A 13,885-nucleotide genomic window follows, 5' to 3' on the forward strand; every position below is an offset into this window, starting at 1 on the left:
AAAAAGAAATACGTTTTCACAAACCCCTTTGACCCCCTATACCACCTGTTATAGATTACTAACCATAGAAAATAGGCTTTTAACCAATTGGAGAGTAAGATTAATTGAAAAACTTTCCTTGATTTAGTCTTGCAACATTGTTTCAATAAGATACACGTGATAAAACATATGTAAGAATATTGTTTTTTTTAGGCTGAAATGACCAAAAGTAATCAAATTATAATAGATTGATTTGACAGAGGAGACAATTTAAAAATGACTTTTATCGAAAGAATTGAGCCATTCCTTTTATCAGAGGATGTTATTATTCAAGACTTTGTTTTACATGCTTTGCATGATTACCCAGGTAAAAAAAGAAGCTGGAATGAACAACTAGTCAGAGAAGGGATCAGAAATGAAGAAAAGCGTACATCAATTTTAATATACTTATCGATTGACCCAATGCATGAAGAGCTTGTTAGTTTGTTAGTGGAGGGGGTAAATCAAGCGCCAATTGAAATTCAACATATTTACAGTCAAGTAATTGCAGATATAGCTCCTGAAATTGCATTGAAATATAAGCAGATTCTTTCTCCATTTATTCCTAAGGAAACGTGGGATTTATATGAATTGGTAATGAATGGAACCGAAAAGGAGGTAAAGGGGGTATACCAATCTATTCTTATGTATTTGAATAGCGGCGAAGGCAATCAATCAAGTTTATATAATCAAGCTAAGAAGGTTGCTTTTATGCTCGTCAAAAAGGAATGGATAACTGAAGCAGAGATCGATCGAGATTTTGAAGCAAGCCTTTTAGAAGAATGGTTTGATTTTAAAGGGATTTTAACTGTATATATGATAGGGCTAATCAAGAAGCATCAATATATCCATAAATTAGCACCGCTGCTGGTTCGAGACGATGACATTCTTTTAGATGAGGTAGCTGCAACGTTAATCACCTTCCAAACGAATGAAGTAGTCGAGGCAGTGTCGCCCTATATTAATAAGGTAGAATCCAATATCTACGCAACCTCAATTATAGAAAATATCAAAACAGATCGATCAATCAAGGTTTTACGCGATGCGTATCATCAAGTTGACGATGAAGATCTAAAAGCTACGGTAATCGAAGCTCTTGCCCATCAGTTAAGTGTAGAGGCCGAACCGGAGATTAATGACTATGTAAGTAAACGACCTACAACTTTTTTATATGATGTTGAAGAGTTAGCGTATAGCTATTATAAAATGATCGGTATGGACCATCCGCTTCTTAACGAATGGAAGGGAATTATTGAAGGAAGAAACGATGATGAAGATGGCATCACAACCTTTGACCAGCCTGTAAGTATAGAAAAGGTTGGTAGAAATGAACCTTGTCCGTGTGGTAGTGGGAAAAAGTATAAAAAGTGTTGTGGATAGGAGAAGGCTGTTATCGGTCAGGAATATAAAAAACCTATCACTTCAGGGGACCATCCTTAGGAGTGATAGGTTTATTTTTGTGCTAATGATCTTTCATTACATCAACATGTGTAAACTTACTGACTTGAAAGAGTCCAAGATCGGTTATCTTTAGTTCTGGAATAACAGGTAAGGCTAAAAAGGATAGTGTTAAAAAGGGATTGAAGCTTCCAATGAAGCCAATCTTCTGCAAAGCAATGTTAAGTGAAGCAAGTCGTTCATTTACAAATTCAAACGGCTTTGTCGTCATTAAACCTGATAATTCTAAAGGCAATGAAGCAAGGATATTTCCATCCTTAACGACAACTATTCCACCACCAATTTCCGTTAAGTAGTCAGTGGCTTTGCAAAGATCGTGATCGTTTGTTGTCAGAACAACGAGATTATGTGAGTCATGGGCAACAGTCGTTGCAATAGCTCCACTCGTTAACCCAAATCCCTTTACAATGCCAAGACCAATGTTTCCAGTGTTAGCGTGTCGTTCAAAAACAGCTATTTTTAGCTGGTCTTTTTTTACGGAGGGTTTGAAAAATCCATTCTCTGTTTCTATTTCTTCGATAAGATGTTTTGTGATAATTTTATTAGGAATGATTTCAATGATATTAGCCGTTGTTTTTTTCTTGCATGTAATTTGTAGTTTCTCAACACTGTAAGGTTTTAATTTTACAGTGTTCAATAACGTTTGTGGTATCTTCTTTTTATTGTTCGTATCCTCAATAATTTCACCCTTTTTAGATACAAGGCTCCCATTTATAATGACTTGATCTATTTTCACAGTTTCAAGGTCACTCAAGATAACAAGATCAGCATCATAACCAGGTGCGATAGCTCCTTTTGTTTGCAACCCAAAGCATTCTGCGGCATTTAATGTTGCCATTTGATAGGCGATAATGGGCTCTAATCCATTTTTAATCGCTAAGGATATATTGTAATCAATGCTACCTTCATCAACTAAATCATCTAAATGCTTATCATCTGTAACAAATAAGCAGCGGCGTGCATTTCTTTCTGTAATGACAGGTAGTAGGGATACTAAATCCTTTGCGGCTGATCCTTCTCTAAGCATGACGTACATACCTCTTTTTAGTCGGTCAGATGCTTCCTCAGCTGTTACACATTCATGATCAGAGGTAATACCAGCGGTTAAGTAAACATTCAAAGGATCTCCCGATATCCCTGCAGCATGACCATCTATTTTTTTCTTAAGCAGATTTGCAGCAGATAATTTTTTTAGCATAGCGGGATCTTGATTAAAAACCGAGGGGAAATCCATCACTTCACCTAAGCCTAACACATTGTCATACTCGTAAAATGGCTGTAAATCCTTCGCAGAAAGGATAGCTCCTGCATTCTCAAATGAAGTTGCTGGAACACAGGATGGTAGCATGTAATACGTATTTAATAACGTATCCTTTGCAGCATCGATCATATATTGAATTCCATTTGCTCCACTAACATTTGCTATTTCATGTGGATCGGCAATAACCGTTGTAACTCCATGAGGAATAACCACATGGGAGAACTGTTTAGGTGTAACCATTGCAGACTCAATATGTACATGTCCATCGATAAAACCTGGAGAAATATATTTTCCTTGTGCATCAATGGTTTGCTTTCCTTGATAATCGCCAATGCCAACGATTACACCATCTGAAATAGCAATAGTCTCTTCAATAAGTTCACCATTAAAGACATCGATTATTTTCCCATTTTTAATAACTAAATCTGCCTCTTTTTTCTTAGCAGCCACTGCCAGTTTTCTCTTAAATGAGTCCATTTTCAAACCCCCTTTTTGTATACCTTTGCTAAAGAATGAATGTTAGCGTAAATTGTAAAGTTTCCACTATTGTATAACATTTAAAAGTTCTTTTACTCAATAATGTTCTCTTTTCTAACAAACTTTATAGCGTATTTAAACGAACAATTTCTCAGCTAATGATAATAAGTCTATTAATAAAAGGTAGTGGATTTCGTAACAGTACTGCAAAACAAAATATAATCTGTGCGTTGTAGCTTGCTTTTAAAATAGCTCCAATTTATATCGTGAAAATCCAAAAGTCGATTTTCAATTTATCACAGAGCTGCAAATTTTACATAAAAGCCTGCTAGAAAGATTTGCTTAATTGAATGTTCTTATTTAAACTCATTATAGACATAGCTAATATGGAGTGAAGGAAAGTTGGAAATTGAAAAAAATCAAACCTTTGAAATAATCGAACTCGTTTTATTAGCAGGGAAAATTATGCTGAGAAGTGGCGCCGAGACGTATCGTGTGGAAGATACAATGACACGGATAGCAGCATCATTTGGCATTCTACATTCTCATAGCTATGTAACACCAACAGGGATCATTTTTTCAATCGATAGTCATAATCCGACCAAGTTAGTAAGAATAGTTGATCGTTCCACAGATCTTCAAAAAGTGGAAAAAGTAAATAGTGTATCAAGGCGGATTTCAAATGGAGAGCTTACGATAGGGGAAGCATTTGATTCGCTTAAGGAAATTGAGCGCGATCCTCATGCATACCCAATATGGGTACAAATCATGGCGGCATCAATTGCGAGTGGCTGTTTTTTAATTATGTTTCAAGGGGGATGGATAAACTTTATTCCTGCGTTAATTTCGGGAGGAATTGGGTTTTCATGCTTGATTTATGTACATAAATTAATCGAGATAAGATTTTTTGCTGAATTTTTAGCCTCTTTCATCATCGGGTTACTTGCTGTTTTGTTTGTTGTACTGGATATTGGAACCGAGCTTGATAAGATTATTATCGGTTCTGTGATGCCATTGGTGCCAGGCTTATTAATTACCAATGCGGTGAGGGATTTAATGGCTGGTCATTTGGTTTCAGGGATTTCAAAGGGGGCAGAAGCGTTTTTAACCTCATTTGCCATTGGAGCTGGGGTTGCCGTTGTCTTTTCGTTTTATTAAGCTCTTTCCGAAAAAATGATATAGCCCTATACCTGAAAAATAGGCACTTGGATTTTTTCTGTAAAAGTAAGACAAATTTTGAAGAGAATAACAAGGTAGTGACGCAGAAAGAGCACAGAGTGATTGGATAAATCAATTTATAAGTGCTTTTTGCTGAAAGTTTTTTCTGAAATATGTTGCTCTATACAAATAATAATCGGCACTTACGCTTTTGGTAGGAGGTTACATACTAGTGTTTGAACAGCTTATAACTAGTTTTATTGCGTCGGCAGCTTTTGGTGTTATTTTTAATGCACCGGTTAAAACGTTGCTAAAGTGTGGATTAGTTGGTATGGTCGGATGGATGGTGTATATTGGTTTGAATCAATATACGAACGATAGTGTGTTTTCATCGGTCATTGCTTCTTTCTGTATTGCAATTATTAGTCAATTTTTTGCGAAAACATATCGGACACCTGTCATTATTTTTAATGTTTCGGGTATTATACCGTTAGTACCTGGTGGTCTGGCATATGATGCGATGCGGCGGGTTGTCGAGAATGATTATAATGCGGCTATTTCACTTGCTGCTGAGGCGTTTATGATTTCTGGAGCGATCGCAATCGGGTTAGTTTTTTCAGAAGTTATTAATCAAATTATTAAGAAGTCTAGTCAAAAGAAGATTATTCAGTAGAAACTGTATTAAAATTCCTTAAAAAGTCTGTCAGTCTACTGTATAATGTTTTCATCACTTATAGAGAGGTTTTTATTATGAAGTCATATATTAAAGAACATATCGATTCATTTCAACAACGTAATCAAAATCGCGGACGATTATTAGTAAGTTGTCCTGACCAACCAGGAATTGTCTCGACAATCTCAAAGTTTTTATTTTCACATAATGCTAATATCATTGAATCTAGCCAGTATTCAACAAATCCTGAAGGTGGAACATTTTTCATTCGGATTGAATTTGAGTGCCCTGGTTTAAAAGAAAAGGCGGTAGTAATGGGACAGGAGTTCTCAGAAATCGCTAATTCATTTTCAATGGAATGGAATTTCAATCACGTCCACAATATCAAAAAGGCAGCAATCTTTGTTTCAAAAGAACTTCACTGCTTGTTAGAATTATTGTGGGAGTGGCAAAGTGGAGATCTAATGGCTGATATTGCTCTTGTTATTAGTAATCACGAACAGGCGAGAGATGTTGTAGAAGGATTAAATATTCCTTTCTATTATATTCCCGCTAATAAGGATATCCGTGAACAGGTTGAAGAAAAACAATTGCAACTTTTAAAAGAACATGACATCGACTTAATTGTCTTAGCTCGATATATGCAAATTTTAACCCCAAACTTTGTCGCGGCAAACCCGTATAAAATTATAAATATCCATCATTCGTTCTTACCTGCCTTTATTGGAGCAAGACCTTATGAACGGGCATATGGGCGCGGAGTAAAGTTAATCGGAGCAACCTCTCATTACGTGACAAATGATCTTGATGAAGGTCCGATTATTGAGCAAGATATTGGTCGTGTAAACCATAAAGATAATGTAGATAATTTGAAAAAAATTGGCCGCTCCATTGAACGGAGTGTCTTAGCGAGAGCAGTGAAATGGCATTTGGAAGATCGGATTATTGTTCACGAGAATAAGACAATTGTATTTTGATCTTTGCGAAAATAGTTCTTGATATGTAAGTGAACTTTGCACAAAACCCCTTGATTAAGGGGTTTTATTTTTAAAGTATTATTCCTCTTTTTACATGAAATAAGGACATTTCAAGTAAATAGCACACTTCATTTAGATAATAGTCATCGAAAAAATAGAATGATCTATTTATTAGGCTGTTTTCGCAAAGATTGTTGTTTTTCGTAATAAGTAAATCTTTACGTATTCAGCCTATCTTCGTGCTCTTTTCGTTAAATGACTCTGATATCCCACTGAAGATCGCTTCAATTTAGATAATAAAAATCCAAAAGCCGATTTTTATTCGTATTAGAGCAACAAACTTTTAGAAAAGAGCCATTTATTAACAAATGATGATACAATATTAACAAATCAGTAAAGGCTTCTAAGGTGGTTACTGAAAATAACGGAAGAACAACACGTCTTACGAAGATAGCATTATTACATTATCGGGAGTGGTTGTCGTGAAACGATTAGATGGAAAAACCATAGCACTAGCAGGGCAACGGAAGTCAGCGGAATTAAGCAAACTCGTAGAAAATCTAGGTGGTGTTGCTTTAGTTCGTCCAGCACAAGGGACTGTCTTTCTTGATGAATCGAATATACAAAAGGAGATCGAAGCTTTAGTAAATGGTCATTTTGATTGGCTAATTTTCACGACCGGAATTGGAACAGATAAGCTATATCAAACTGCAGTAGATATGGGATTAGAAGCGTCATTCCTACAAATGCTACAAACGTCGAAGGTTGCAGCCAGAGGTTATAAAACTGTTAATGTATTAAAAAAGTTAGGAATTACGCCTTTGGTAAGAGATGATGATGGAAGTACAGCTGGCTTAGTTAGGGAGCTACAAGCCCATCAAGTTAAAGGGTGCAGAGTTGCTCTTCAGTTACATGGTGATCCTGCCCCAGTGTTAATTAATTGGCTTGAGGAACAGGATGCAGAATATAGAGAAGTATTACCTTATAAGCACACACCACCTAATCCAGAAGTCATGGAACAGCTAGTTACTGAAATTATAAATGGTGAGGTAGATGCTGTTAATTTCACTAGTACACCTCAAGCACGCTTTCTGATGGCCTATGCCAAGGAAGAGGGGAAGGAAGAAGCGGTGTTAAAGGCATTTGCAACGAATGTTGTAGCCGTTGCAATTGGTAAAGTAACAGCACAAGCTTTGCGAGAAGTTGGTATTGAAAGACTTGTCATTCCAGAAGAAGAACGAATGGGGAGTGCCATTATTGCACTTGTTCATTACTATAAGGAGATAGTTTCGAACTAGAATGTAAAATTGCTAGATGATGTGAATGGGCGACAACCTTTGTCGTTCTTTTTTTGTCTATTTTTCTAGCATACTAACTATTAAAATGACTTCTACATTAGTTTATCAGCCACCTCAGCCGGGTATGAGATATCAAACAATATCTTTTACTTATTCAGGGATTTAACCTACAGGGAGGTAAGGCGATTGAGAAATGGGCAAGATAAGAAGCGGAACGAAAAGAGTGAACAATTAGAATCGTATCGAGTAGATGATCGAGGGGAGAAATTAACGACGAACCAAGGGTTACGAGTAGCAGAGGATGAATTTTCTCTAAAGGCCGGTGAACGTGGTCCTACTTTGCTGGAGGACTTCCATTTTCGTGAAAAGATGACCCATTTTGATCATGAACGGATTCCTGAGCGAGTCGTTCATGCTAGAGGGTATGCTGCACATGGTGAGTTCGAAGTCTACGAATCGATGAAGGAGTTTACTAAGGCAAAATTCTTACAGGATCCATCTGTTAAAACACCAGTATTCGTTCGTTTTTCAACAGTTGCAGGATCGCGAGGTTCGGCTGAAACTGTTCGAGATGCACGAGGCTTCTCTACGAAATTTTATACAAACGAAGGGAATTATGATCTAGTTGGTAATAACATTCCTGTGTTTTTTATTCAAGATGCAATAAAATTTCCAGACTTAGTACATGCACTCAAGCCTGAACCACATAATGAAATGCCACAAGCGGCATCAGCGCATGATACGTTTTGGGATTTCGTTGCTAACAATCAAGAATCAGCACATATGGTGTTATGGACAATGTCTGACCGCGCAATTCCTAGAAGCTTCCGGATGATGGAAGGCTTTGGTGTTCATACTTTTCGCTTTGTAAATGAGCAAGGAAATGCACATTTTGTGAAGTTTCACTGGAAACCAGTATTAGGTGTCCATTCGCTTGTGTGGGATGAAGCACAAAAAATATCAGGTAAAGACCCAGACTTCCATCGCCGTGATTTATATGAAGCGATTGAAAATGGAGATTACCCTGAGTTTGAGTTAGGAGTACAGTTGATTAAACAAGAAGATGAATTTGCATTTGACTTTGATGTTCTAGATCCAACAAAGCTATGGCCTGAGGAAGATATACCAGTTAAAATAATTGGGAAAATGACGCTAAATCGCAATGTTGATAACGTATTTGCTGAAACAGAACAAGTTGCTTTTCATCCAGGCCATGTAGTACCGGGTATTGATTTTTCGAATGACCCATTATTACAGGGGCGTTTATTCTCTTATACAGATACACAGTTAATTCGCTTAGGTGGTCCAAACTTTCATGAACTGCCGATTAATCGTCCGGTATGTCCTTTCCACAATAACCAACGAGATGGATATAGTCGCCAAACGATTAATAAAGGACAAGTTAGCTATCACAACAATTCACTTGCCGCAAATACACCTTCACCTGCAAGTGAAGAAGAAGGTGGCTACGTCCATTTTCAAGAAAAAGTCGAAGGTAGAAAAGTGCAAAGAAGAAGTGATAGCTTCAAAGATCACTTTACACAAGCAACACTGTTTTGGAATAGTATGAGCAGCACGGAAAAGCAGCATATCATTGAAGCCTTTAGTTTTGAGTTAGGCAAAGTAAAAAGCAAATTGGTCAGACAACAGGTTGTCGATATGTATGGCAACGTCAGCATTGAGTTAGCTACAGCATTTGCTGAAGCAATCGGGGCGAATCCTCCTCAAAATGGTGTGATGAATGGAACAAAGTCTTCGCCGGCACTTAGCCAGGAAAATACTAAGAAAAACCATATCACACGTAAGATTGGTGTAATTGTAAGCAATGACTTTAATGGGGAAGAGGTCATCACCAGTTTAGAAAAATTAAAGGCATATGGTCTCCAGCCTGAAATTATTAGCGAGAATTTAGGAATGGTAAATGGTACCGACAATGCTAGTCTAGAAGTTGATCATACATTTCTTACCTGTGATTCAGTCTTATTTGATGCCCTTTATGTTGTTGGAAGTACCACAATTAATCAAACGTTTAAACAACAAACGACTCATTTTATTAAAGAAGCCTTTTCACATTACAAACCTATCGGAGTCACACACGGAGTTAAGAATGTATTCTTAACTGAAAACATGGTGAAGAGTCCTGGAGTGATAATTGGAGATGAAAAAAGTGAGTTTATTTCCAACTTCACTGAAGCGATAGCTGCACACAGGCATTGGGATCGAAACTATAAATGACCTTAAACTTTAGAAAAGTGCTGGATTCATTCAGCACTTTTTTTGTGGTGTGCCATCCGCAGGAGCGGACTCAATAATGGAAGTTAGTGGTGCAATTAACGTGGGAAGAGGTGCAATAAATAGCTGAAGTGGTTCAATTAAATGAGAGAGTGGTTCAATTCAGAGGAGTGGACTCAATCATGGAAGTTAGTGGTGCAATTAACGTGGGAAGAGGTGCAATAAATAGCTGAAGTGGTTCAATTAAATGAGAGAGTGGTTCAATTCAGAGGAGTGGACTCAATAATGGAAGTTAGTGGTGCAATTAACGTGGGAAGAGGTGCAATAAATAGCTGCAGTGGTTCAATTAAATGAGAGAGTGGTTCAATTCAGAGGATCGGACTCAATAATGGAAGTTAGTGGTGCAATAAACGTGGAAAGAGGTGCAATAAATAGCTACAGTGGTTCAATTAAATGAGAGAGTGGTTCAATTCAGAGGATCGGACTCAATCATGGAAGTTAGTGGTGCAATAAACGTGGAAAGAGGTGCAATAAATAGCTGCAGTGGTTCAATTAAATGAGAGAGTGGTTCAATTCAGCGAAGAGGCCTCAATAATGGAAGAAAGAGGTGCAATCTAGGCCAGTCAAATAAAATAATCATGAAAAGTGATACACAACTGGTGGAATTGCTACCTACATCCCCTAAATAAATATTAATCAGTACCTTGCATTGTTCACTAGTGCATGATAAGATAGATATATAATATAAATAAAGGCTGTTTCGCAAAGATTGTTGTTTTTCGTTATAAGCTTTGTTATATGTCTTTAGTCTTTCTTCGTGCTCTTTTCGCCTAATGACTTTGCCATTTTTCATGTTTGAGAACGACAAACTTATAGAAAAGAGCCTAAATGGAAAAAGAATTATTTTTGGTCCACTAGTAGACAATACACAGTAGTGATCAACATATAGTAGGAGATGACCGAAAATGAATGTTCAATTTAAAAAGGGAGTACTTGAGCTTTGTGTTTTAGTACTGATTTCAAAAAAGGATCAATATGGATATGAGCTAGCTCAAAATATTTCAAAGCGAATTGATGTAGCAGAGGGTACGTTATATCCATTGCTACGAAGATTAACGAAGGAAGACTATTTTACAACGTATCTAGTTGAATCCTCCGAGGGTCCGTCCCGAAAGTATTATACCCTTACCAAAAAAGGGAGAGAGTATATGCAGGAATTAATAGGTGAGTGGAGACAGTTTAGTCGAAGTGTTGATGAATTATTAGGGGAGAGTGAGGACCATGAATAAGCGGGAGTTTCTTAACGAATTAGCTAGTCAACTTAAGAAGGTACCTGAACATGATCGCAAAGAGATGCTTTATGATTTTGAGGAACATTTTGAATTAGGTATGACGAACGAAAAATCGGAAGAGGAAATCGCTGAAGATCTAGGAAACCCAAAGCTGATAGCAAAGGACTTGTTAGTTGATTATATGGTGTCACAGGCAGAAACCGATCAATCGGTAAAAAGCATGTTTCAAGCTGTACTTGCAACCATTAGCCTTAGTTTTTTTAATATCATCTTTTTATTAGGGCCAATTATTGCTGTCATTGGTGTTTATCTAGCTTTATCTGCATCAGCTATTACACTTACCCTTTCACCGCTTGCGTTGATTATTTCTCTCATTTTTTATGGTCCGACTAATATCGTAGTCGAATTCTTTATGGGACTCATTCTTTGTAGTTTAGGGGTATTAATGAGCATTGCAATGATTTATGTTGGCAAATTTTTATACAAAATGATTTTAAAATATGTGAAGTTTAATATCCGAATTGTAAAAGGGGGAAACAAATAAATGAAAAAGGTAGCATTAGGAGCATTAATCGCCCTTGTCATAGGTGTAGTTGGTTTGTTCACAGTAGGTGGGAATGCATTTTCCATGGGTAAAAATGCAAATATAAATGAACAAGAAACAATTTCGGCTAACGGAATAAAAACGATGAAGATTAATGTGGATGTAGGGGAAGTACGAATTAGAGAAGGAGAAAGTGACCAAATAGACATCAAACTACATGGGAGTGTAGCTGAAAAATTAAAGGACCAAATAAAATTCAAGGTTGTTAAGAGCGAAACAAAAGTCGAGGTTGTTGTTCGTGAATCAAATAAATTTTTCATTCAAATCCCTTTTGTGAATTCAGGTCTCCAAAGTGAACGTATTCTGGATGTAAGCATACCAAAGAGTTTATTAGATAAGCTTGAAGTAAACACAAATGTTGGTGAAATCGATATTGAAGGTGTTGAACCAACTGAATTGTATGTTAATAGTGATGTTGGCGAAATATATGTTAATCAATATAGTGGAAATGGAAATTATGTAACTGATGTAGGGGATATCGAATTAGAAAATATTAGTGGTAAAACGAATGCAGAGACGGATACCGGTGACATAGATATTGCTTTAATTGATATGAAAGATGATCTTGAGTTGCGATCAGATATTGGCGAACTAAAGGTTACCTTTGCAGAAGAACCTGGAAATATAGAGTTTGATTTAAATAGTGAACTAGGGGATGTGTCAATCTCAGGATTTAAAGGATACAAAGACTCGGATTCTCGAAGTATCATCACTCAAATTGGAACCAATGGACCTACCCTGAAAGCAACGACAGAGATTGGTGACATATCAGTTAAGAGATAACTGGTTCAAAGGTCTTCTATTACCTTGAAAGTAAGAAGGGTCATCATCCGGGATTGATTGGCTAAGACTTCTAATAACAAGCTTTATGAAAATAACTTTTAGTAAGAGATGGTCATGAGACTATCTCTTTTCTTATGTTTAAATCTTAGGCATTGTGCGGGTACAGATGTAGTTACCTTTCCTGTCAGCTGCAACAAATGACACGCTCAAATAAATTAATTAATAGTTTAGAAATATTAAATTTTTAGTGAAAACAACTTGCAATTTCCTTAATATTCTTTAAAATAAGAAATAATTAAATTTTACGACAAATTTAGACAAAATCCTTATCGAGAGTGGCAGAGGGACTGGCCCATTGATGCCCAGCATCCGCTATAGAATGATAGCAAGGTGCTAATTCCTGCAGAATGTTAAAGTTCTGATAGATAAGAAGAGATATAAAAATGCTCTTCCTTAAAAGGAGGGGTTTTTGTGTTTAAAATACGAACGAATATAAATGTTTTATCGATAATGTTTGCCTATAGGTCTTTAATTTGTACGATAACTAGTGTATATTTGTCTGTAGAAGAAAAAACACGAATATAAAGGTGGGGCATACATGAAGAAATTATTTGTATTTATTGCTTTATTCACGGTGTTATTGGCGGGCTGTGGAGCTAATGAGACAACAAAATCATCAGGTGAGAAAACAGAAGCAAAGTCAAAGAAAATTGCTCTTGTACTCCCTGAGAAAATTGGTGTGAATCCATTCTTTCAACAAATGGATGAGGGTGCAAAAAAAGCAGCAGAAGAATTCGGTTTTGAGCTGAAAACGATCGAATCGACAGACCTTGCAGCAATAGAAGAGAATTTACGAGTAGCTGTAGCTGAGGGTTATGATTTAATTATTACCTCTTCATTTGAATCAGAAGATGCATTAAAAAAGGTTGCGAGTGAAAACCCAGACAAGCAATTTGCCATTATTGATACAACAGTAGATTTACCAAACGTACGAAGTGTAAACTTTAGAGAACATGAGGCAGCCTACTTACTAGGTGCAGCTGCTGGTTTATCAACAAAAACGAATACAGTTGGCATGGTTACCGCAGTTGATATACCACTAATGAAAAAGTGGACAGTTGCGTTTGAGCAAGGCTTAAAGTCAACAAATCCAGATGCAGAGTACTTAGTGAATTATGTAGGAAGCTTTGATGATCCAGCTAAGGCAAAGGAACTTGCCATTCTTCAGGCGTCTAAAGGTGCTGACTTCATTGCTGGAGCAGCGGCAGTTGGAGATCTTGGCGTTTTTGAAGCAGCTAAAGAAAAGGGCTTTTTCACAGCAGGACAAGATATCGATCGTACCGTACTTGATCCCGAACATATTGTCTTATCACAATTAAAAGGAACAGATGCAGTAGCATATGAAACGATTAAAGCATTTTCTGAAGGGACATATGAACCAGGGGCTGTCGCTTATGGTCTGAAAGAAGATGGTGTTGGTTTGACCTACGTAACAGCGGAAAGTGAAACACCATTAAATGATTTTGTCGGACAAGACGTAATCGAAAAAGTGACGACTATCAAAGATAAGATTGTAAGTGGTGAGCTAGAAATTGCCAATCCATTAGAAAACTAATTATATAAGGTAAAATCGGAACCGACTACAGCTATTGCA

Annotated in this window: 11 protein-coding genes and 1 riboswitch; of the genes, 10 read left to right on the plus strand and 1 reads right to left on the minus strand. The window is 36.9% G+C overall.

Annotation, left to right across the window (positions count from 1 at the left end):
• The first annotated feature begins 255 nt into the window (after positions 1-255).
• The gene (locus AC6CHR_RS10440; RefSeq protein ID WP_498248648.1) at positions 256-1,398 is read left to right on the plus strand and encodes an SEC-C metal-binding domain-containing protein; all 1,143 of its coding nucleotides are present in this window, start codon (positions 256-258) and stop codon (positions 1,396-1,398) included.
• 82 nt (positions 1,399-1,480) lie between these two features.
• On the opposite strand, the gene ade is transcribed toward AC6CHR_RS10440, so the two are convergent.
• The gene (gene ade, locus AC6CHR_RS10445; RefSeq protein WP_498248649.1) at positions 1,481-3,214 is read right to left on the minus strand and encodes an adenine deaminase; all 1,734 of its coding nucleotides are present in this window, start codon (positions 3,212-3,214) and stop codon (positions 1,481-1,483) included.
• A 402-nt stretch (positions 3,215-3,616) separates the two neighbouring features.
• Between ade and AC6CHR_RS10450 the strand changes: the two genes are divergently transcribed.
• From AC6CHR_RS10450 to AC6CHR_RS10490, 9 genes are all read left to right on the plus strand, one after another.
• On the plus strand, positions 3,617-4,372 hold the full coding sequence (locus AC6CHR_RS10450) for a threonine/serine exporter family protein (protein WP_498248650.1): 756 nt from the start codon (positions 3,617-3,619) through the stop codon (positions 4,370-4,372).
• 226 nt (positions 4,373-4,598) lie between these two features.
• Entirely contained in the window at positions 4,599-5,045 is a 447-nt protein-coding gene (locus AC6CHR_RS10455) for a threonine/serine exporter family protein (protein WP_498248811.1), read from the plus strand.
• A gap of 77 nt (positions 5,046-5,122) precedes the next feature.
• Complete coding sequence (gene purU, locus AC6CHR_RS10460) at positions 5,123-6,022, plus strand: formyltetrahydrofolate deformylase (RefSeq protein WP_498248651.1); 900 nt, start codon at positions 5,123-5,125, stop codon at positions 6,020-6,022.
• Between the two features lie 482 nt (positions 6,023-6,504).
• Complete coding sequence (locus AC6CHR_RS10465) at positions 6,505-7,320, plus strand: uroporphyrinogen-III synthase (RefSeq protein WP_498248652.1); 816 nt, start codon at positions 6,505-6,507, stop codon at positions 7,318-7,320.
• A gap of 186 nt (positions 7,321-7,506) precedes the next feature.
• The gene (locus AC6CHR_RS10470) at positions 7,507-9,555 is read left to right on the plus strand and encodes a catalase (protein ID WP_498248653.1); all 2,049 of its coding nucleotides are present in this window, start codon (positions 7,507-7,509) and stop codon (positions 9,553-9,555) included.
• Positions 9,556-10,517: 962 nt separating this feature from the next.
• Positions 10,518-10,841, plus strand: coding sequence for a PadR family transcriptional regulator (locus AC6CHR_RS10475; protein WP_498248654.1), 324 nt, complete (start codon positions 10,518-10,520; stop codon positions 10,839-10,841).
• A complete protein-coding gene (locus tag AC6CHR_RS10480; protein WP_498248655.1) occupies positions 10,834-11,388 on the plus strand; it encodes an HAAS signaling domain-containing protein in 555 nt (184 codons plus the stop codon). The genes AC6CHR_RS10475 and AC6CHR_RS10480 overlap by 8 nt, the downstream gene beginning before the upstream one ends.
• Entirely contained in the window at positions 11,389-12,231 is an 843-nt protein-coding gene (locus tag AC6CHR_RS10485; protein ID WP_498248656.1) for a DUF4097 family beta strand repeat-containing protein, read from the plus strand.
• A 323-nt stretch (positions 12,232-12,554) separates the two neighbouring features.
• A riboswitch (SAM riboswitch) is annotated at positions 12,555-12,663 on the plus strand.
• Between the two features lie 166 nt (positions 12,664-12,829).
• The gene (locus AC6CHR_RS10490; RefSeq protein ID WP_498248657.1) at positions 12,830-13,846 is read left to right on the plus strand and encodes a BMP family protein; all 1,017 of its coding nucleotides are present in this window, start codon (positions 12,830-12,832) and stop codon (positions 13,844-13,846) included.
• The last annotated feature ends 39 nt before the right edge of the window (positions 13,847-13,885 follow it).

It is taken from the genome of Metabacillus sp. GQ13, assembly GCF_059758525.1.